Annotated in this window: 22 protein-coding genes and 1 pseudogene; 11 read left to right on the plus strand and 12 right to left on the minus strand. The window is 44.2% G+C overall.

Annotated elements, in window-relative coordinates; all coding sequences use genetic code 11:
• Positions 1–92 precede the first annotated feature (92 nt).
• The 4 genes and pseudogenes from maeN to maeL form a co-directional block, all read right to left on the minus strand.
• Complete coding sequence (gene maeN / locus V756_RS0100920) at positions 93–1,439, minus strand: sodium/malate symporter MaeN (protein ID WP_024712991.1); 1,347 nt, start codon at positions 1,437–1,439, stop codon at positions 93–95.
• A gap of 153 nt (positions 1,440–1,592) precedes the next feature.
• A pseudogene (locus V756_RS1000000123170) lies at positions 1,593–1,836 on the minus strand (ABC transporter permease); the annotation flags it as partial.
• A 104-nt stretch (positions 1,837–1,940) separates the two neighbouring features.
• Complete coding sequence (gene maeM / locus V756_RS0100925) at positions 1,941–2,648, minus strand: two-component system response regulator MaeM (RefSeq protein ID WP_024712992.1); 708 nt, start codon at positions 2,646–2,648, stop codon at positions 1,941–1,943.
• Positions 2,641–4,242: a two-component system sensor histidine kinase MaeL gene (gene maeL, locus V756_RS0100930; RefSeq protein WP_024712993.1), complete on the minus strand. Its 1,602-nt coding sequence runs from the start codon at positions 4,240–4,242 to the stop codon at positions 2,641–2,643. The genes maeM and maeL overlap by 8 nt, the downstream gene beginning before the upstream one ends.
• Before the next feature lie 177 nt (positions 4,243–4,419).
• Here maeL and V756_RS0100935 point away from each other — a divergent pair, with 177 nt between their 5' ends.
• Positions 4,420–4,977, plus strand: coding sequence for a YufK family protein (locus V756_RS0100935; RefSeq protein ID WP_024712994.1), 558 nt, complete (start codon positions 4,420–4,422; stop codon positions 4,975–4,977).
• Positions 4,978–4,994: 17 nt separating this feature from the next.
• On the opposite strand, the gene V756_RS0100940 is transcribed toward V756_RS0100935, so the two are convergent.
• From V756_RS0100940 to V756_RS0100950, 3 genes are all read right to left on the minus strand, one after another.
• On the minus strand, positions 4,995–5,408 hold the full coding sequence (locus V756_RS0100940) for a thiol-disulfide oxidoreductase DCC family protein (protein WP_024712995.1): 414 nt from the start codon (positions 5,406–5,408) through the stop codon (positions 4,995–4,997).
• Positions 5,409–5,426: 18 nt separating this feature from the next.
• Positions 5,427–7,301 (minus strand): transglycosylase domain-containing protein, encoded by a 1,875-nt coding sequence (locus tag V756_RS0100945; protein ID WP_081719741.1) that lies wholly within the window; start codon positions 7,299–7,301, stop codon positions 5,427–5,429.
• A gap of 91 nt (positions 7,302–7,392) precedes the next feature.
• Positions 7,393–8,601 carry a multidrug efflux MFS transporter gene (locus tag V756_RS0100950; RefSeq protein ID WP_370444913.1) on the minus strand — a complete coding sequence of 403 codons (1,209 nt, stop codon included), beginning with the start codon at positions 8,599–8,601 and terminating at the stop codon, positions 7,393–7,395.
• On the opposite strand from V756_RS0100950, the gene V756_RS1000000124210 reads away from it, so the two are divergent.
• Both V756_RS1000000124210 and kapD read left to right on the plus strand, forming a co-directional pair.
• Positions 8,504–8,707, plus strand: a complete 204-nt coding sequence (locus V756_RS1000000124210; protein ID WP_024712998.1) for a hypothetical protein — start codon at positions 8,504–8,506, stop codon at positions 8,705–8,707. The genes V756_RS0100950 and V756_RS1000000124210 overlap by 98 nt on opposite strands.
• Positions 8,708–8,782: 75 nt before the next feature.
• Positions 8,783–9,400, plus strand: coding sequence for a 3'-5' exonuclease KapD (gene kapD / locus V756_RS0100960; protein WP_024712999.1), 618 nt, complete (start codon positions 8,783–8,785; stop codon positions 9,398–9,400).
• Positions 9,401–9,426: 26 nt separating this feature from the next.
• Here kapD and kapB read toward each other — a convergent pair whose 3' ends face one another.
• From kapB to patB, 3 genes are all read right to left on the minus strand, one after another.
• On the minus strand, positions 9,427–9,813 hold the full coding sequence (gene kapB, locus V756_RS0100965) for a kinase-associated lipoprotein KapB (RefSeq protein ID WP_024713000.1): 387 nt from the start codon (positions 9,811–9,813) through the stop codon (positions 9,427–9,429).
• Between the two features lie 45 nt (positions 9,814–9,858).
• Positions 9,859–11,145, minus strand: coding sequence for an ATP-binding protein (locus tag V756_RS0100970; protein WP_024713001.1), 1,287 nt, complete (start codon positions 11,143–11,145; stop codon positions 9,859–9,861).
• A 125-nt stretch (positions 11,146–11,270) separates the two neighbouring features.
• The gene (gene patB, locus V756_RS0100975; protein WP_024713002.1) at positions 11,271–12,434 is read right to left on the minus strand and encodes a cystathionine beta-lyase PatB; all 1,164 of its coding nucleotides are present in this window, start codon (positions 12,432–12,434) and stop codon (positions 11,271–11,273) included.
• 86 nt (positions 12,435–12,520) lie between these two features.
• Between patB and V756_RS0100980 the strand changes: the two genes are divergently transcribed.
• A complete protein-coding gene (locus tag V756_RS0100980) occupies positions 12,521–12,781 on the plus strand; it encodes a YugE family protein (protein ID WP_024713003.1) in 261 nt (86 codons plus the stop codon).
• A gap of 24 nt (positions 12,782–12,805) precedes the next feature.
• Here the strand turns inward: V756_RS0100980 and V756_RS0100985 are convergent, their stop codons facing one another.
• Positions 12,806–13,627 (minus strand): alpha/beta fold hydrolase, encoded by an 822-nt coding sequence (locus V756_RS0100985; RefSeq protein WP_024713004.1) that lies wholly within the window; start codon positions 13,625–13,627, stop codon positions 12,806–12,808.
• Positions 13,628–13,775: 148 nt separating this feature from the next.
• Here V756_RS0100985 and V756_RS0100990 point away from each other — a divergent pair, with 148 nt between their 5' ends.
• From V756_RS0100990 to yugI, 3 genes are all read left to right on the plus strand, one after another.
• On the plus strand, positions 13,776–14,276 hold the full coding sequence (locus V756_RS0100990; protein WP_003220765.1) for an Lrp/AsnC family transcriptional regulator: 501 nt from the start codon (positions 13,776–13,778) through the stop codon (positions 14,274–14,276).
• A complete protein-coding gene (locus tag V756_RS0100995; protein WP_024713005.1) occupies positions 14,277–15,437 on the plus strand; it encodes an aminotransferase in 1,161 nt (386 codons plus the stop codon).
• Positions 15,438–15,640: 203 nt separating this feature from the next.
• On the plus strand, positions 15,641–16,033 hold the full coding sequence (yugI, locus tag V756_RS0101000) for a S1 domain-containing post-transcriptional regulator GSP13 (RefSeq protein ID WP_003228864.1): 393 nt from the start codon (positions 15,641–15,643) through the stop codon (positions 16,031–16,033).
• Between the two features lie 248 nt (positions 16,034–16,281).
• On the opposite strand, the gene V756_RS0101005 is transcribed toward yugI, so the two are convergent.
• Entirely contained in the window at positions 16,282–16,518 is a 237-nt protein-coding gene (locus V756_RS0101005; protein ID WP_003220771.1) for a DUF378 domain-containing protein, read from the minus strand.
• 221 nt (positions 16,519–16,739) lie between these two features.
• Between V756_RS0101005 and V756_RS0101010 the strand changes: the two genes are divergently transcribed.
• The 4 genes from V756_RS0101010 (at position 16,740) to V756_RS01000000121660 (ending at position 21,074) form a co-directional block, all read left to right on the plus strand.
• Positions 16,740–17,903: an iron-containing alcohol dehydrogenase gene (locus V756_RS0101010; RefSeq protein WP_024713006.1), complete on the plus strand. Its 1,164-nt coding sequence runs from the start codon at positions 16,740–16,742 to the stop codon at positions 17,901–17,903.
• Between the two features lie 103 nt (positions 17,904–18,006).
• Complete coding sequence (locus V756_RS0101015; protein WP_024713007.1) at positions 18,007–19,179, plus strand: iron-containing alcohol dehydrogenase; 1,173 nt, start codon at positions 18,007–18,009, stop codon at positions 19,177–19,179.
• A 111-nt stretch (positions 19,180–19,290) separates the two neighbouring features.
• Entirely contained in the window at positions 19,291–20,643 is a 1,353-nt protein-coding gene (locus V756_RS0101020) for a glucose-6-phosphate isomerase (RefSeq protein ID WP_024713008.1), read from the plus strand.
• A 65-nt stretch (positions 20,644–20,708) separates the two neighbouring features.
• Positions 20,709–21,074, plus strand: a complete 366-nt coding sequence (locus tag V756_RS01000000121660; RefSeq protein WP_032681569.1) for a hypothetical protein — start codon at positions 20,709–20,711, stop codon at positions 21,072–21,074.
• The last annotated feature ends 40 nt before the right edge of the window (positions 21,075–21,114 follow it).

Below are 21,114 nucleotides of genomic sequence, written 5' to 3' on the forward strand. Positions count from 1 at the left end.
TACAGGGGAATTGATATTTTAAGGGAAAAATAAAGGCTGTCGAGATTTTCTCGACAGCCTGAGTTCCGCATATAACGGAACTCTTTTTCTGATTATGAAGTGAAAAAACGAAGCAGAACTGTCGCACAAATGACGGTGCCTGCACCGCCGAGGCGGGTGGAAATTTGAGCGAACGGCATAAGGCCCATTCTTCCGGATGCTGATAAAATCGCAACATCACCAGTTCCGCCAAGACCGCTGTGGCAGCAGGTAACGATTGCGGATTCAACAGGGTACATGTTCATCAGCTTGCCCACAAAATATCCAGAAGCAATCATCGCGACAACAACTGAAATACAAATGACGACAAACGGGATAGAGATCACAGACGCTACGTCATCCAACGGAATAAAGAGGATGCCGAGGCCGACCATCAGCGGCCATGTAAAGCTAGAAGAAATAAACTTATAAAGCTGGTAAGCGCCATCCTCCATTTTTTTCGGAAGAATATTCGCATACTTGACAGCCGCCGCTGAAATAATCATTAAGATCGCGCCCGGAATGAAAATGAATTTCTCCAATAACCCGCCGAAAATAAAGAATGTACAAGCGAGCAGCACACCGGCTCCCATCAGTTTAAAATCAATTTTTGCTTCGGCTTCTTTTTGATTGAAAATCTCATTTGCTTTTTTAGATTTGACGAGACGTCCGTTCCCGTTTAGATCTGGACGCTTATCGCCAAGCTTTTTCATTAAGGCGGCACAGATGATTGCAAAAACGTTTCCGATAATAGCGGCAGGGACCAACTGTGATACAAACACATCAGCGGATGAACCGAGGATTTGTGAATACGCAATTGAGAGCGGCAAAATTCCTTCGCCTATTCCCCCGGCAATAATCGGAACAACAACAAAGAAAAAGGAATCGTAAGCATTGTAGCCAAAAATAAATCCGACAAGGATGCCGGCCGCAACGGCTGCGATCGTTCCGGCAACCAGCGGAACGAACATTCTGATAAATCCCTGTATTAAAACAATTCTGTTCATTCCAAGGATACTTCCCACAACAAGACAAGCAATATAGAAATAAAGGAAGTTAGACGTTTTCATCAAGTTGGTTACAGCGTCTAAAGATGTTGAATTCAGCACATTGTAAAAGACTAAAAATGAAGGAACAAACAACGATAAAATAGCTGGGCCGCCAATATCCTTCAATATTGGAATGCGCTGGCCGATGTCCCCAAGAAACACACCCAGAATCATGATGATGGCAAAACCGCCAAGCATATTTGCGGGCAGTTTATTGTAATAGGCTGCAAGAATAATAATAATAGCCAACACTGTGTATAATGGCAGAGGAATCACACCGATCTCCCAGGACCATATTTTTTGAAACGGATTTTTCTCCTGTGTGACTTTTTGCTCAGGTGAAATTGCCCCCTTTTTTGGAATTGCTCCCATGTCATACACCCCCATGTATTGTTTGTTACAGTCTACAAGAAAGCGTTAACATATTATAGTTTTTTAATTTAAAAAACTAATAAACAATTAAATTAATAGGGTCATTTGGATTAGGAGAATCTCCCCGAGAAGCGTCTTCCCGGGAGGAATATTTTATCGTTTTTCTTTAATATAAGGCACGCCATTTGCTTTCGGCATCTGTGCGTCCGATAAAGCCGTTCAAAACGAAAACGTTAATACACATTTGGCTTGTCTTTAAAAAGAGGGAGCAGTGGACTGATGGTGCTTAAGCAGTGCTCCAATCGGCTGCCCCGAATACAAGCGCTGCATGTATGATAAAACCTTGCCCGGAGATGGCAGAGTGCGTAAAATCAAGTGCAATCGCAGAGGCATACACACACCGCCGCCGAGACATAGCTTTTCACCAATAGAATCAATTATTATCTTGGCAAGAGATGTAATAGAAAAAAATGCACTGCTCGGAGTGAACAGTGCATTTTTTTATAAATATTGCTTAATTCCGTTAAGGTTTCCTGTGTTGACGTTGTATTGAAATACCGGTCTTCCGATTGTTCCGTACGCCATTTCCACATTCAGAACTTGAATATCTTCAAGAAATTTTAAATACTTTCTTATGGATACTTGAGAGATTTCTGTATGCTTTGCCAAGTCTTCTGTTGTAAAAGAGTCATTTTCAAACGACTGGATACTGGACCAAATCAGCTTCAGCGTGCTTTTTGTCAGGCCTTTAGGAAGCTGCACCTTTTCTGTCGCTTCTTTCTTTTGAAAAAGCTCGGCGTCCAGCTCTTTTTGGCTCATGTTGCGATGGGTTGAGTAGACCTTTTGTTTTCGTCTGTAATCAGACAGGGCAGTTTGGAAACGTTCGAATTCAAACGGTTTGATTAAATAATCAACAGCTCCGTAACGAAGTGTTTTCTTGATTACGTCCAGCTCGCTGGCCGCTGAGATGACAATGACGTCAACCGCTTCATTTTGGGCTCTCAATTCCGTCAGCAGTTCCAGCCCGTTTTTCCCCGGCATGTAAATATCGAGCAAAATGAGGTCGATGTGATGCTCTCCTAAAATATGCAGAGCGCTTTGAAAGGAAGAGGCAATGCCTTTCAGCTGAAAGCCATCTATTTGGCTTAAGTATCGTTTATTTAATTCACCCACCATGGGGTCGTCTTCAACTATTAGTACATTAATCATGATTTTCCTCCTTCGGTTCGTACGGGACACGAAGACTGAATGTCGTTCCTTCATTCTCTTCGCTTGTGAGGATCATTTGACCCTTTAAATTTTCGATGCTTTGCTGTGTAAAATAAAGGCCGAATCCCCGGTTTTTGCCCTTCGTTGAATAGCCTTGTTCAAACACCTTGGCTTGATCTTCCTCCGACATGCCGGCTCCGGTATCGGTAATTTCAATATCCAGTATGCCGCTATGAAAACGCATGGACATGGTGATTTGTTTTTTCGGCATATTGGCAACGGCATCCAAGGCATTGTTGATCAGATTTCCGATAATGGTAATGAGTTCATGAATGACTGAAGGGTCTGCCGCATTTGGGATGACACCGCTGCATTCAATATCAAGATTTGCGCCCTGCTCCCGTATGAAGCTCTGCTTTCCGAGCAGAAAACCGGCCAGTACGGAGCTTTTGACATCATTTATAATCTCGCTTGTTTCTGATTTTTGCTGAATCGCAATGTCTTTAATATACTCTCCAAGATCGTCATACTCTTTCAGCTGGACGAGACCTAATATCACATGCAGTTTGTTCATAAATTCATGAGACTGCGCTCTCAGTGCGTTTGCATACATTTTAACACCGGAAAGCTGTTCAGCTAAATGTTTTACCTCGGTTTTGTCCCGGAATGTCGCAATTGCTCCGACAGTTTGTCCTTTTAGATGGATGGGAACTTCGTTAAATACCAGCTCTAATCCGTTAATGCGGACATCTCTGTCTTGAAGCGGTTTTTTTGTCTCGATGACCTTTTTTAAGCGGCTTTTCGGCAAGATGTCATTGACATCCTGATCAACGGGATTTGTGTTGATGCCCATTTTCACGAATAGTCGCTTTGCTTCCGCGTTGGCAAGCTTGATTTTTCCGTGTTCATCAACAGCGAGAATTCCTTCCTTCGTTGATTCCAGCATCGCGCTGCGTTCTTCAAGAAGAGTCGCAATTTCATAAGGCTCAAGTCCGTACATGATATTTTTCACCGTACGGGCGACGATAACAGCTCCGATTACACCGACGAAAATGCTGACGCAGATAATAAAGTAGAGCGGACGTAAGCTATGGCTGATCACTTCATCAATTTCATTTACGGTGATGCCGACAGCGACCGCCCCGACCTGTTTTCCATTCTTCGCGTAGACAGGAACGAATGCTCTCTGCGATTTTCCGAGCGTGCCGGAGGCAGTGCTGATGTGGACATGCCCTTTTAATACTTCGGATTCATCACCGCCCCTGAATTTTTTTCCGATTTTGTTCGGGTCAGGATGTGTTTTGCGAATGCCGTTCATATCTATGACAACAACAAATTCCGTACCGGTGATTTTCTGAACCCGCTTTGTGTAGCTTTGCAGTTCCTTCTGGTTTGTTCCGCTTTCCAAAGCAGAGGCTGTTATCGGCGCTTCGGCTACCATTTCAGCAGTTTGCAGCGCTGTGGCCTTTTCCTGATCTCTAATTCGTTTAGTGGTTTGGGCACCGACTGTAAAAAATGTAATGAGCAGTGCGATTAACACAACGATACAAACAAATATGGTGAGTCTGGTTTGCAGTTTCAATGTTTTTTTCATCGTAAACTTCCTTATGTTTTATGATTCCTGCGTACTACTTTACCCTCAAAATGCTGCTTTGTGAAGATTTGGGACCGTAATTCGTAAAAAGGAGAAAAAATGGAATAATTTATCTTGTCAATGTGTTTTAAGTCCTCCATAATAAATGAGGTAGATTATAGAAAGGGACTTTTTTATATGAAAAATACTTATTTGACAGGATACTTTCCTCTGATTGCGATCCTGCTTTTTAGTTCGTCTTTATCCATTTCAACTTCACTTTATGCAATGAAGATGCTGTCCTCATTTGGAATGTATGATGGAATGCTCGATTATTTTTCAGAGAAAGGGATCAGGCTTGCGTTATTTGCGGCCTTTGCACTTTTATATTTCATGGTTCTGTCCGCTCTGAAATTAATTGCGAATACCGTGACTGAGCTGTCGTTGCTGTTTTTTGCCAATGATCCGGAAGGGAACAATCTGAAAAAAATCAGAATGGGTTCCATGATTTATTTAGGCGGCGGGATTTTATCCTTTGTGCTCTTGCACAATATCGTCTGGATTGTGATCTGGTTTGCGGTCGTCACGCTCGCTTACTTTGTGTTTATCGTATACCGGATTTATTCGACGCTTTCTCTTATGTCATTAGTCGGCTTCATTCTATTGGAACTGCTGTTTTGGTTTACCTTTGTTATCGGTATTCTGTTCATATTTATCAAGCTTTATAATAGCATAATGGCTAGCTTACCTGTGTAAGCTAGCCATTTTTTCGTTTATGGTAAAAACCTTTTTTGAATAGAAGGAGAGGGGAGCATGCATTCATTTTTTTTGCCGAACCACTTATAGCGGTTTTTGGCAATGAAAGAATAGACCATATCTCTGACAGGCTTCGGCACAGCGAAAAACAGGACGGAAAGCCGCCACGGGCCCCGCAGATGCCTGAAAACCTTAATAGCTGCAGTTGACTTTGTGTACACTTGACCGTCTTCAATAAAGACAAAGCTGTCAAACTGATCAGTCGGGAGCCCGCTTTTTTTCAGCAGGCCCTGTCCTGTTTCCGACTGCAGCGATGTAAAAGAGATCAATCCTTCTGGATCACGTGTAATGATAAATTGCACGGCGCCATTGCATAAATTGCACACACCGTCAAAGAGCAAAACGCGATTTGGAATGTGTTCTGGTGCCACCAGATCCCCTCCTATCTTTTAATAAGCCGCTTGCAGCGTTCCTTTCCAGATCGAAAGCTGAGGGCTGATACTGTGAAGATATTCAACGCTGCTCGGTGTATCTTTTCCGACCCAAACCCCCATTGTATACGTATCTGTCAGGCCGACAAACCACATATCGTGATAATCATTTGATGTTCCTGTTTTCCCGCCGATGTAAGGCGCTTTAAAATAGGCTTTTTTCCCTGTTCCGCTTTTCACAACGGAAGACATCAGTTTTTTCAGCTGCATGTTCGTGCGGACACTGAATATTTGAGTCGGCTGATCATTCCATTTATAAATCGTTTTTCCTTTAAGGTCTGTCACCTTTGTAATCGCATGGCTCGGCGTATAACTTCCGCTGTTGCCGAATGTCGTATAGGCCTTTGTCATCTCAAGAGGCGTCATGCCGTTTGTAAATCCGCCAAGGGCCGCCGGGAGAAGATAGTCGCTGTTGACAAGTTTGGCAAAATGATACGGCTCAATATAACTGAATGCTTTTTGGATGCCGACACGGTCCAGCATTCTGATGGCTGGTGTATTATATGAATTTTTAAAGGCCGTATCGACCGTTACTGTGCCGTACGTGCGGTTATTATAGTTTTGCGGACAGTAATCTTTGCTGCAAAACTTGCTGGCATCAATAGTGCTGCTTGTTGTCGCGCCGGTTTGTTCAATATAAGGGCCGTAATCAAGTAGCGGCTTAATGGATGACCCCGGCTGTCTGTATGCCTGGTAGGCGCGGTTAAAGTCATATTTTTGATAGTTTTTCCCGCCGGATAGAGCGATGATTTGATGCGTCTGGTGATTGATCACAGCCGCTCCGCCCTGTACGTCCGCATACGGGAGCTTGGAATTCATTTGTGACACAACTTGATTTTGCATGTACGGATCAAGTGCGGTATAAATTTTCACGCCGTCTTTCGTTAGCGTGCTGACTCTTGCGGACAGCTCGTTTTCGATCTTTTCTTTTTGTTTTCCTGATGCTTTTTGAAGACGTTTATCATAGCCTTCTGATTCAGACACCAGCTGAGTGAATTCATCATTGACATATGAAACGTAGTCTGGATATTTGTCTTCTTTCTTTTCAACATCCAGTTTGATTTTTTGTTTGACGGCTTTTTTCAGCTCTTTATCCGTAATGACCCCGGCATCTTTTAACCCTTTAAGCAAACGTTCTTGACGGCTTTTCGTGTAGTCAAAATGCTTGAGAGGATCATATAATGTAGGGTTATTAGGTATAGCGCAAATAAAAGCCATTTCTCCCGCTGTGAGAGATTTCAGCGGTTTGCTGAAATAGAATTCAGCCGCTGAACCGACGCCGTAAACGCCATTGTTGAAATAAATCGTATTTAAGTAAGCTTCAAGAATTTCATTTTTCGTATACTTTTTCTCTAGCTGATAAGAATACGCGAGCTCAGTCAGCTTGCGGCTGAAGGAGCGTTCGTGGCTTAAATACAAGTTTCTTGAAAGCTGCTGTGTGATGGTGCTGGCACCCTGATCAATTTTCTTGTCTTTTACGTTGGAAGCGGCTGCCCGCACCATTCCCATAAAGTCAAAGCCTTTATGCTCGTAAAAATGGCGGTCCTCAGATGTTAAGAAAATCTGTTTGACTTCCTCGGGAATCTTGTCAAATGGAACGATCACGCGGTTTTCGTGATTGCTGACGATTTCCGAGACAAGGGAGCCGTCCCTGTCATACATGTAGCTGTTTTGAACAAGGCTGATATCTTCCAGATTAATATTTTTATCAAGCACCTGATCCAGAGACTTCATTTGTTTAACTTCTTTTCCGGAAGCGATAACTGTAAATGCAAACAATGGGATTATGCAAAGGAGCAAAATCCATCCGATTATTTTTCGTAACATGGTCACTCTCTTTTCTCCTAAATTCTAGCCATATCGTACCACTCTTTTGAGTTTACGAGAAGGTTAAATTTAGAAGATTCCTCAGTTTTTCTGAGAATCAGCTTGCTTTGGCATAAGAATCCTTCCGGAATTTCTGCATGACCCAAAGCATGCAGGCGCCGGCGAAAAAGAGAAACGCTGTGACATAAAAGGCGGCCGAAATGGTAAAATGGCTCGATATGACTCCGCCGAGAAGAGGCCCGAGCACGTTTCCTAAAAAGCGGAAGCTCACATTATAGCCGAGTACTTCTCCTTGAATGCTGCCGGGAGCCTGAACGCGGATCGCTGCCGTGATGCATGGCAGCAAGCCGCCCATCGCCATTCCGAATAAAAATCTGAAAACAAGGAGCACGCTTAGTGAGGACGCGAGCGCCTGCGGAATAAAAAAGAAAGACGCGGCGAGCAAAAGTCCGATTAAAATGCGGCGGTGGCCGTAGCGGTCGCCCAGATCACCCCATTTTCTAGCCAGCAGCAAACTTCCGAGTCCCGTTGCTGAAAATGCCATACCAGAGAAAAAGGCCAGATTGACAGGTCCGTGCAGCTCATTTACATATAAAGCGAGCAGCGGCTGGATACTGAAATTGCCTGTTTGAATCAGCATGGTTAACAGCATCATGACCCAAAGCGCCGGCTGGTGAAAAATATAGGAGAGCACTTCTTTTCTCGTGTAAGACGCACGTTTGGCTGACTTCTCTGCAAGAGGCTTTTCCTTAACGCCGAATAACACGAGAAGAACAGATGAGAAAATCACAAAGGATGTGATAAAAAAGGTATACGTAAAGCCGAAACGATCAGCGAGCATGCCGCCCAATAGCGGACCGAACAAGCTTCCGGACACCTGCCCCATTTGCAGCGTCCCGAGTGTTTTGCCGGCTGAACTTTTTGGAGTCTGCGCCGAGATCATCGCTAGAGATGTCGGGATGAATCCGGTTACAAGGCCCATTGCCATACGCAGAAAAAACAATTGGTATACCGATGTAACAAAGCCCATGAATAAAATGCTGAGGGCAATGCCTGTTCCGGTTGCCATAAGGATTTTCTTGTATCCGCGTTTGTCTCCGAACCGTCCCCAAAACGGGGACACCAAAAACGCCATGAGAAATGTAATGCCGAACACATAGCCGCTCCACCTTTGCACAAAGCCGTTTGAAAAAGTGCTGAGCGTCTCAATGTATAGGGAGAGAAAAGGAACGATCATCGTTGTGCTGGCAGAGACAAAAAAGTTCGCCAGCCACACAATGACAAAGTTTTTTTTGCGGATAGAAATAACATCACCTTCTTATTATTTCGGGTTCCTTACTAATTATAAAGAAACGATGCATCATTTAAAAGAAACAAAGCGGCTGGGGAAATTCATTATTTTTAGAAAATGAAGAAAGGTCGAGAGGGTGAATTGATATACTATAAAGATAGCATTTTCTGATCGGAGGAAAGGCAGGTGTAAAGAGGTGACGACAAACAGCATACTCATTATTGATTTCGAATTTACGATGCCGGAAGGAAAGTACAGGCCGCAAAACTTTTTCCCTGAAATCATTGAAGCCGGAATTGTAAAGTCGGTTGATGATGAAGTAGTTGAGACGTTTTCTAGCTATGTCAGACCGAAAAAATTTCCGAAGCTGACAAAGCGCTGCAAATCATTTTTGAAAATAACCCAAAAGCAGGTAGACGAGGGAATGAGATTCGAAGATTTCATCCGTAAACTAAACGAGCTGGACCCTGAGAAAAACAGCACGATTATTACGTGGGGAAACATGGACATGAAAGTGCTGAAGCAAAACTGTATGTTTAACCATATTTCTTTTCCTTTTAAGGGAGAAATGAGAGATTTGTCGCTTGAATACAAAAACTTTTTTGGAGACCGGACACTGACGGGTTTATGGAAAGCTGCCGAAGAGTATGGCGATTCCGGAACCGGCACTCATCATAAAGCGCTTGATGATGCTCTAACAGCACATAAGCTTTTTAAGCTTGTTGAACAGGATAAGCAGTATCTCGAAAAACCAAAACCGCCGACAATCGGTGAAAGAATTGATTTATCCGAACTGCTCAAGCGCGCGACGTAAAAAACCCAATCTTTTGTCAGACTGGGTTATGTCCGGTTGAAATATTCCTTTTCTAACACGTCCAGATTGTGAAGGGAGCGCTTTGCCCACTCCGAACCATCCTCATTTAATTTGGCTCTCAGCTGTGCTGCCGCTTCCCGCAGAGACGCGGTATAATCCGGCACTTCACCGTCATAAGGCTTCACCATATGATGGGGGATATTGGTCTGTTCGCCGTATGCAAGCGCTTTTCTCTCATGAAAAAAAGGCACATCCGCCTGTTTTGGATGATGAAGGTCTCCTTGAGCGGGATGGGTGAGAACCGCTTTGATTTTCACTAAATAATGCTGCGGCCTGCAAGCCGTGATTTCTCCTATGTATACACCTGTTTTGTAAAATCCTTTAACGATAGAGCCTGTTTCAAACGTACTCATCTGTCATCACCTCGCATTTATTCTATAAAAGTTCCGTTCGATTTGCTAGTGAGGAAGATCAGCGGGAAGCTTAATTGTTACAGTGGTGCCTCTTTGGAAGCTGCTGTTAAATGAAATGGTCCCATGATGATGCTCAATAATTGAAAAGGTTACGGTAAGACCGAGCCCCGTTCCGTTTGTTTTTAATGAATAATAAGGTTCGCCGAGTTTTTGCATTTGATTGTCTGTCATGCCGACTCCATTATCTGAGATGTTGGTTATGATCGTATGGCCGCTTCTTTTCGCCGATATGTGGATGATCCCCTTTCCGTGGGGAACAGCTTCAATGCTGTTTTTTATCAGGTTGATGACAGCCTGCTTCAGCTTTGTTGCGTCACCATATACAAGAAGGCCCGGCTCCGCTTCGGCCTCGATGGTGACAGACTTGTAATTGGCATACGACACCATAAGGGAGCTTGTCTCTTTGATAAGAGTTGATAAATCAAAAACTTCTTTTTCGTACAATTGCTGTTTAGCCATATCAAGATAGTTTGTAATGATGCCTTGCGCCCGGTCAAGCTCTGACAGTACAAGCTTTTTGTAGTCTGCACTTGATTTGGTCTGAAGGGTTTCGTCATTAAACAGAAGCTGGACAAACCCGCGGACAACTGTCAGCGGATTCCTGACTTCGTGAGCGACGCTCGCTGCCAGCTCACTGACAATCGTCATTTTTTCTGAATGGATAAGCTGTGAACGCAGGGCGATATTTTCGGCGATGCTTTCGATTATATAGATGCTTAATAGAAGAACGATGGAGCGGAACAGCCCTGAGACAGCTGCCTCATAAAATAAAAGTGCTGATTTTTGAAAATTTAAAATATTGAGAGCGAAAAAAATCCAGCTGGAGGCGAAAAATAAGAAGATCTCCAAGCAGCTGATCAATAATGCCAGCAGCAGTTTTTTCGCTTTGGACATGAATGGCCATTTTTTTTGAAATAGGATGGGGATGATAGTAAGAAAAGGAAGCAAAGTGAAAACAAAGATGGCGGAAGGTTCGTAAAACAGCAGTTCAAAACATAAGACAGATGCGGCGACTGTAAGCCCTGAAGCAGTCCCGATGTAAAATAAACAAATGATAACGGGAATCATCTGAAGGCCGTATTGTATGTATTCCATTTCATGGATAGGAAATATAATGCATAAAACGGAGGCGCCGCAGGCGAATAACGTGACCAGCCCGCTGTTTATTTTGGGCACAAGGATCGTCGGCTTTCCAAGCCAAAACACTTGGTAAAGAAGAATAGGAAACAAAATAAAGCAGATATGCAGGAGATAGTCTTTTAGAATTTCCATTCGCGTGAAATCCTTTCGTATAAAATATGAATCCATTATAACACTAAATATGACAAGGGAAATATAAAATTCCTTTATTAAGAACGCCTTTACAAATGATATGTAAAGGCGTTTAACAGCTATATTTACACTAAAGCGGCTTTAATGCGGCGCAGTCCGTCCTGTAAGGTTGCGAGAGAGCAGCCCGCGTTCAGGCGCATAAATCCTTCTCCGCCGGGGCCATATTTCGTTCCGGGCTCTAAAATAATTTTCCCTTTCTTCAGCATCCTTTGCTGAAGCTCTTTGTCAGACAAGCCGTAGGCGCTGAAATCGAGCCAGATCAGGTACGATGCATCCGGCTTCATCATGTTGACTTTCGGCAGCTCGGCGCTCAAAAAGGCTTCAGCTTCGTTCATGTTTCTCTCAAGGTATGAGATTAATTCGTCAAGCCACGGTCCGCCTTTTGAATAAGCGGCTTCGATCGCAGTGACGGCAAACGAGTTCAGTCCGCCTAAACCGTTGCGCTGCAGGCTTGCGTTAAACTTGGCACGCTTCAGCCGATCCGGAATCATGATTGCAGAAGCCTGCAGCCCTGCGATATTAAATGTTTTGCTTGGTGCAGCACACGTTATGGAAATATCCGCCAATTCATCTGAGAGAGCTGCTAATGGCGTGTGTTTGTTTCCGTACAGCATTAAGTCGGAATGGATTTCATCCGATACAACTGTGACGCCGTGCTCAAGACACAATTCGCCGAGCTTCAATAAATCCTCTCGGCTCCATGAACGTCCAGAAGGGTTATGGGGATTGCATAAAATAAATAATTTGACGCCTGGGTCACTGAGCTTCGACTCCAAATCTTCAAAATCCATTGCATATGCGCCGTCTTTTTCCTGCAGCGGATTATGTAAAATCCGGCGGCCGTTTTTCTCAACCATATGATAAAAAGGCGTATAAACAGGAGGCTGGACAACCACTTGATCACCGGGCTCCGTGAAAGCCTGTACCGCCATGCTCAATGCAGTGACAACTCCCGGGCTGAATGTAATGCTCTCCGGATTCACCTTCCAGCCGTGCCTGTTTTGCATCCATCCGCACACGGCATCTTTCGTTTTTTGATCTGGAGCCGTATAACCGAAAATTCCGTGATCGAGGCGCTCTTTTAATGCTTCAGTTATCGCTTCCGGTGCGCGGAAATCCATATCCGCCACCCACATCGGGAGTGCGTCTGTCACGCCGAACAATTCGCCTGTTTTGTCCCATTTGACTGATTGGGTGCCAAGGCGTTCTTCTCGTTTATCAAAGTTCATTTTGTTACCCCCTCATGTCTGTTTCTTCTTCTGAACGCGACTATGATAAAATAGAACTGCAAATTTTATTATAAGCGGTGATGAATATGGAAGAAAGTCAAGCGGTCAGGGAAATGATCAAGATTATTTCCAAATGGGACCCGTTTCAATATGGAGAAGAGTTTTACGAAACGGAGGCTGTTGATGTCGTCCAAGCCGTTTACGATGAAGACGACCCCAACGTCCTGGCGAAACGCATTCAGCAGATATTTGAAACCTCTTTTGAACAAACGCTGCCGATTGACAGCTGCCGGGAAGTGGCTGGCCGGCTATTATTCATGAAAGACAGCAGCTCCTGCACGCCTTAAAAAAACCGGTTCGCACCGGTTTTTTTATTTGATAAACTCCGCAATTTGTTCGGAAACGAATTCAGGCCGTTCCTCAGGCACAAGATGCCCTGTCTGGCCAAGTGAGTACAGCACAGAATCGGGCAAATCTCCGTGCAGGCGTTTACCGATCTCAACAGGGACGATTCGGTCCTCCTCGCCCCAAATCAATAAAGCAGGTTTGGTCATTTTCTTTAATTGCTCAGGTTCTAAGTCTCCTTCTCTATGGCGGATAAATCTTGCCATGGCTTTGAAAATCTGCTTGTCTTGAAACGGCCTGCCATAGCCGTCAATCATCTCCTCATCAATCAGCGCTTTGTCATGCACCACATTTAATAAATTTTTCATCACGCCGTCTTTCGAGAGCCAGCGCTTGATATAAAGGTGAAAATACGGGAGGTGGGTCCCGAGTATGATCGTCGGGTGCGAGCGTTTTAAATACCCTGAACTGCAAAGCAGCACAACCTTTGAGACAAGCTCCGGCTTTTGGAGAGCAGCAGACAGTGCTATTTGCCCGCCCATAGAATGGCCGACAAGCGCAGCCTGTTTCACTTGCAGGTGATCCAGCATTCCAATGACAAGCTTTGCGAGGTTTTGATAGGTATAGATAAACGTTCTTGATTTTTCAGATTGGCCGAAAGGAGGCAAATCTAGCGCGATGATGTCGTACTTGTCCCGAAGAAGAGGGATAACTTTTCTGAAACTGAAAGCAGACGATAAAAAACCGTGCACGCAGACAAGCGTTTGCCTGCCGGGGTTTTGATAATGTTCGTAGTATACATTTACGCCATCGACCGTAAGCCGCCTTATTGGTGAAACCGCCTCCATTCTGTGTCACTTCCTTTCATGTGATGTCTGTATTGTGCCCTGAAATTGTCAATTCTAGCGGAAGTTTCTCCTTGTTTTTTCTTAGCATTCGTCAAAAAACGTGATATAATGTCATGAGATTTCTTGACATTGCAAAGGTGTGAATCGAATGAAATTGACAGAAAAAGAAACAGAAATATTAGAAATTTTAGACGAAAACAGCCGCGCCGATTTAGAAACCATTGCAAAGATGGCGGGCATCCCTGTAAATGAAGTACAAACAATTATTGATAAACTGGAAAAAGAAAAGGTTATCATCGATTATTCCGCTATGATTGACTGGCGAAAAGTCGACGGACATGAAGGCGTCACAGCCATGATTGACGTCAAAGTAACGCCGAAACGGGGAGTCGGTTTTGATGAAGTGGCGGAACGAATTTACCGATTTCAAGAGGTTGAATCAGTTTACCTGATGTCAGGCGTATACGATTTGTCTGTCGTGATTCGCGGCAATTCGATGTCTGACGTAGCGCGTTTTGTTTCAGATAAGCTGTCCACACTTGATTCAGTTGTATCTACGACAACCCATTTTATCCTGAAAAAATACAAGCATGACGGCAAAGTGTTTGAAACAGGAGACGACGACAAAAGAATCGTGGTGTCACCGTAAATGACTTCGTATTTATCTGACTATGTACAACAAATAAAACCGTCAGGCATCCGCAAATTCTTTGATTTGGCGGCAACGATGGAAGGCGTCATTTCTTTAGGCGTCGGCGAACCTGATTTTGTTACTGCATGGAATGTCCGCGAAGCAAGCATTCTTTCCCTTGAACAAGGATATACGTCCTATACTGCCAATGCCGGTTTATACTCACTGCGTGAGGAGATCAGCCGTTATTTAAGCAGCAGGTTTGACCTTCGCTACTCGCCGGATAATGAGCTGATTGTGACAGTAGGGGCAAGCCAGGCTTTGGATATTGCCATCCGCGCGATCGTGAATCCAGGGGAGGAAGTCATCATTCCTGAGCCTTGTTTTGTGGCATACGATGCGCTTGTTTCTTTGGCAGGCGGCATCCCTGTTCACGTCCATACAACAGCGGAAAAAGGATTTAAAGCAACGGCTGCGGATTTTGAAGCAAAAGTCACTGAAAAAACAAAAGCCATTCTCATCTGCTCGCCATCGAATCCGACAGGTTCTGTATATTCGAAGGAAGAGCTGAATGAAATTGCTGAGTTTGCCAAAAAACATGATGTCATCGTTTTAACCGACGAGATCTACGCGGAGCTGACATATGATGAGGAATTTACAAGCATAGCGGCATTACCGGACATGAAGGAACGGACTGTTGTCATCTCAGGCTTTTCAAAAGCGTTTGCGATGACGGGCTGGAGGCTCGGTTTTGCCGCGGCACCAGCCGTGCTTCGTGATGCCATGCTTAAAATTCATCAGTATGCGATGATGTGCGCACCTTCAATGGCTCAGTTTGCCGCCCTTGAAGGCTTGAAGAACGGCATGGAAGACGTAGAAAAAATGAAAAAAAGCTACCGAAGAAGACGGAATTTGTTTGTGGAAACGCTCAATGAAATCGGCCTCAGCTGTCATCATCCGGGCGGTGCTTTCTATGCTTTCCCATCCATCAAAAGCACGGGAATGAGCTCGGAGCAGTTTGCCGAGGAGCTTCTGACACAGGAAAAAGTCGCTGTTGTTCCGGGAAGTGTATTTGGCCCGAGCGGTGAAGGATATATCCGCTGTTCATACGCAACCTCGATTGAGCAGCTTCAAGAAGCGTTAGTCAGAATGAAACGATTCCTGCACAAAACAACATAAAAAAAGATACGAACCTTTTGTCCGCATCCTATAAAAAGGGGGGGAATACTAGAAAGCCTTTGGTATTTTCAGTTTACCCCCTTTTTGCTGTGCATAAACCTGATTTTTGATAAAAAAGTTTTCTTTGCGGAAATTAGACATGTATGATATAATTTTTAATTGCGTATAAACAGATATTTAATTTAACTTAGGAGTTGTTATGAATGGCAGCAAAATTTGAAGTGGGCAGTGTTTACACTGGTAAAGTTACAGGATTACAAGCGTATGGTGCGTTTGTTGCATTAGATGAAGAAACTCAAGGTTTAGTACACATTTCTGAAGTGACTCACGGTTTCGTAAAAGATATCAACGAGCACCTTTCAGTTGGCGACGAAGTACAAGTAAAAGTACTTGCTGTTGATGAAGAAAAAGGAAAAATCAGCCTTTCAATTCGTGCGACACAAGCTGCGCCTGAGAAAAAAGAAAGCAAACCAAGAAAACCTAAAGCTGCGCAAGTAAGCGAAGAAGCTTCTACACCACAAGGTTTCAACACATTAAAAGATAAGCTTGAAGAGTGGATTGAAATGTCCAACCGCAAAGACCTTATCAAAAAATAAGCATCAAAAAAGCACCGGACAGGAATGTTCGGTGCTTTTGATTTAATGCAAAATCCCAAAACACTATGTTTTAGGATTTTGTCTCCTTTTGTCAGCGTGATTGCAAACCTTTGAAGTCTAGGAAGGGCGAGCATTGAAGCACAGCGAATGTACAATTCGTGAGCACCGACGCGCAGACCCGACAACGAATGCGAAGGTTTGTCAACTCGCTGAAGCACCGGACAGGAATGTTCGGTGCTTTTGTGATCCTATCGCATTTCAGGATTTGCTGCCTCTTCGCGTGATCTTTCCTCGTTTGGCTTAAACAGCAGACCGAGGTTGATTAAGCCGGCAATTCCGACAAGACCGTAAATGATGCGAGAAAGGGCTGAGCCTTGGCCTCCAAAGATGGCCGCTACTAAGTCAAATTGGAAAAATCCGATCAGCCCCCAGTTAATAGCGCCAATGATCGTTAAAACAAGACAAATTCTTTGAATGGTGCTCATGTTTTGCAACCTCCTCCATGAATTATTAAAACAGTTATAGATTGTGACATTTTGGAGAATCTATACATGCATTCCCCATATTGAAGGAAACTGGCTTGCCCTCACTTATATCAGCTTTTTCCCAGCATCCTTCCATACGAAACCATTCGATACGGTGAGAGCTGATTGCTTTACATGTAGTGAAGGCATTCTGCATAATAAAAAAACAAGGAGGAGATGTCATGCAAAACTTTACATACTGGAATCCGACCAAATTAATTTTCGGGCGCGGAGAAGTGGAAAGACTGCCGGAGGAACTCAAACCTTACGGAAAAAACGTATTGCTCGTCTACGGAGGCGGAAGCATTAAACGGAGCGGCTTGTATGATCAAGTGATTGAACAGCTGAATAAAGCCGGAGTGAACGTGCATGAATTAGCAGGTGTAGAACCGAACCCGCGTGTGGCGACTGTTAATAAAGGTGTTGCGATCTGCAAAGAACAAAACATTGATTTCTTGCTTGCTGTCGGAGGCGGAAGTGTCATCGACTGTACAAAAGCGATTGCCGCAGGAGCGAAGTATGATGGTGATGCGTGGGACATCGTCACGAAAAAACATCAGCCAAAGGATGCCCTGCCTTTCGGAACGGTATTGACTCTCGCTGCGACTGGATCTGAAATGAACTCAGGCTCGGTGATTACAAACTGGGAAACAAAAGAAAAATACGGCTGGGGCAGTCCGCTCGTATTCCCTAAATTCTCAATTCTAGATCCGGTGAATACGTTCACCGTTCCTAAAAATCACACGATTTACGGAATGGTTGACATGATGAGCCACGTATTCGAACAATACTTCCATCACGTATCAAACACGCCGTATCAGGACCGTATGTGTGAATCTCTTCTGCGTACAGTCATTGAAACAGCGCCTAAGCTGATCAACGATCTCGAAAATTACGAATTGCGTGAGACGATCCTGTATACCGGAACAATCGCATTAAACGGCATGCTCTCTATGGGTGCAAGAGGGGATTGGGCTACTCATAATATTGAACATGCAGTATCAGCCGTTTATGATATTCCTCATGCCGGCGGACTGGCGATTCTGTTCCCGAACTGGATGAGACACACATTGTCTGAAAATCCTGCCCGCATGAAACAGCTTGCAGTTCGCGTGTTTGATGTTGAAGAAGCAGGTAAAACAGATGAAGAAATCGCCCTAGAAGGCATCGATAAGCTGTCTGCATTCTGGACAAGTCTTGGTGCTCCAAACCGTCTTGCTGATTACGATATTAATGACGAGCAGCTTGACACAATTGCTGACAAGGCAATGGCGAACGGGACATTCGGCCAGTTTAAATCACTCAATAAGGAAGATGTGCTTGCCATTTTAAAAGCATCTCTATAAACAAAGGGGGAAATAGCCGTTCGGCTGCTTCCCTTTTTCTTTTTGTCAGCTTATGTTACAATTGAAAACCTGTTTTTCATCAGTATCATTTGGAGGTTGTTACATGGAAAATTTCACTTATTATAATCCGACAAAGTTAATCTTTGGAAAAGGCCAGATTGAACAATTAAGAAAAGAATTAAAACAATACGGCAAGAATGTCCTGCTTGTTTACGGAGGAGGAAGCATTAAACGCAACGGCCTCTACGATCAAGTCACAGGTCTTCTAAAAGAAGAAGGCGCTGTGGTTCGTGAGCTGTCAGGTGTAGAGCCGAATCCGCGTCTTGCGACTGTTGAAAAAGGCATTGCTCTATGCAGAGAGCATGACATTGATTTTCTGCTTGCTGTGGGCGGCGGAAGCGTTATTGACTGCACAAAAGCGATTGCTGCCGGTGTCAAATATGACGGCGACGCTTGGGATATTTTCAGCAAAAAAACAACAGCAAAGGATGCGCTGCCGTTCGGCACTGTTTTAACTCTTGCTGCGACAGGCTCTGAAATGAACCCTGATTCCGTGATTACAAACTGGGAAACAAACGAGAAATATGTGTGGGGCAGCAATGTGACTCATCCGCGTTTCTCTATTTTAGATCCCGAAAATACATTCACTGTTCCGGAAAATCAAACAGTGTACGGCATGGTTGATATGATGAGCCACGTATTCGAGCAGTACTTCCATAATGTCGAAAACACACCGCTTCAAGACAGAATGTGCTTTGCGGTTCTGCAGACCGTCATCGAAACAGCGCCTAAGCTTCTAGAAGATCTGGAAAACTACGAGCTTCGCGAAACGATTTTATATGCGGGCACAATCGCTCTGAACGGCACGCTGCAAATGGGCTACTTCGGCGACTGGGCTTCACATACAATGGAGCATGCTGTTTCAGCTGTATATGATATTCCTCATGCGGGCGGACTGGCCATTCTGTTCCCGAACTGGATGAGATACACGCTTGATACAAATGTCGGCCGTTTTAAAAACCTCATGCTAAACATGTTTGATATTGATACCGAAGGCAAAACAGATAAAGAAATTGCGCTTGAGGGCATCGACAAGCTGTCTGCCTTCTGGACAAGCCTCGGCGCGCCTTCCCGTCTTGCCGATTACGATATCGGGGAAGAAAAGCTTGAGCTGATTGCTGATATCGCAGCCAAAGAAATGGAGCACGGCGGTTTCGGCAACTTCCAAAAACTAAACAAAGATGACGTGCTTGCCATCCTTCGCGCGTCTCTATAATCCCTTAGGGCGGAATCCAGTCATTCCGCCCTTTTTTCTTCACTTGATTTCACAGATAAGTTCATATAAAGTGAAAGATGAAAACATTCTACCGTTATGGAGGGACAAGCAATGACGCATGTACGCTTTGACTACTCAAAAGCGTTGACTTTCTTCAACGAACATGAACTTACATATCTGCGAGACTTCGTAAAAACAGCACACCATAATATTCATGAAAAAACAGGCGCTGGCAGCGATTTTCTAGGCTGGGTTGACCTCCCTGAACATTATGATAAAGAAGAATTCGCGCGCATCAAAAAAAGCGCGGAAAAAATCAAATCTGACTCTGATATATTGCTTGTTGTCGGAATCGGCGGCTCTTACCTCGGCGCGCGGGCTGCGATTGAAGCGCTTAATCACGCGTTTTATAACACATTGCCAAAAGCAAAACGCGGCAATCCGCAAGTTATTTTCATCGGAAACAACATCAGTTCATCTTATATGAGAGATGTCATGGACCTTCTTGAAGATGCTGACTTCTCTATTAATGTGATTTCTAAATCGGGTACAACAACTGAACCTGCAATCGCTTTCCGTATTTTCCGCAAGCTTCTTGAAGAGAAATACGGCAAAGAAGAAGCGAAAGCGCGGATTTACGCAACAACTGATAAAGAGCGCGGCGCATTAAAAACGCTCTCGAACGAAGAAGGCTTCGAGTCATTTGTCATTCCTGATGACGTCGGCGGCCGTTATTCTGTATTAACAGCTGTAGGCCTTTTGCCGATTGCTGTGAGCGGCGTCAACATTGACGACATGATGAAAGGCGCACTTGATGCGAGCAAAGATTTTGCAACATCTGAATTGGAAGAAAACCCTGCATACCAATATGCGGTTGTTCGCAATGCGCTTTACAACAAGGGCAAAACAATTGAAATGCTCATCAACTACGAACCGGCGCTGCAATACTTTGCAGAATGGTGGAAGCAGCTGTTCGGAGAAAGTGAAGGGAAAGATGAGAAGGGCATTTATCCTTCCTCAGCTAACTATTCAACAGACCTTCATTCATTAGGCCAGTACGTACAAGAAGGCCGCAGAGATTTATTCGAAACAGTACTGAATGTAGAGAAACCTAAACATGAGCTGACAATCGAAGAAGCGGATAGCGATCTTGACGGCTTAAACTATTTAGCCGGAAAAACGGTTGATTTCGTTAACAAAAAAGCGTTCCAGGGTACGATGCTTGCGCATACAGACGGAAATGTCCCGAACTTAATTGTCAACATTCCTGAGCTGAATGCATATACTTTTGGATACCTTGTGTATTTCTTCGAAAAAGCCTGCGCGATGAGCGGCTATCTCCTTGGCGTCAATCCATTTGACCAGCCTGGAGTAGAGGCGTATAAAGTCAATATGTTTGCATTGCTTGGCAAACCTGGCTTTGAAGAGAAAAAAGCAGAGCTTGAAAAACGTCTGGAAGATTAATGTAAGGAAGCTGACTGGCATGTGCCGGTCAGCTTTTTATAAAATCAGAAGGGTGCTGATGGTTCATGAAACAATTGGTTAAGCATCTCATCATTGCCATTTTTTCTGCTGCTGTTCTATGCATTCTTTTTTCCTTCGACGCCGTGCACACAGAGTTTTCCTCAAGCTTCGGCGGTACGATGTTATACTTTTTCATCCTCGTCTTTCTTCCTATTGGTTTGCCGCTTGCGCTTTTTATCGATGCGGTACACCGGATGTTGCATGTAAAACGATCTCATACTCTTTTCACTAAATTAGGGCTCTATGCCGCGGTTGTTTATCTTTCATGGGAATCGGCCGCAGGGCTTGCCCCGGCGATGGCTGTTTACTTTTTATTTGAATGCGCTTTCTTTTCTGTCGGACGATCGAAAGAAACAACGATTTCCATGTAGTTTGCCTCTGAATGAAGTCTTGCCCGGAAGGACAGGATAA

The sequence above is a fragment of the Bacillus tequilensis KCTC 13622 genome, from assembly GCF_000507145.1.
GTDB lineage: Bacteria > Bacillota > Bacilli > Bacillales > Bacillaceae > Bacillus > Bacillus tequilensis.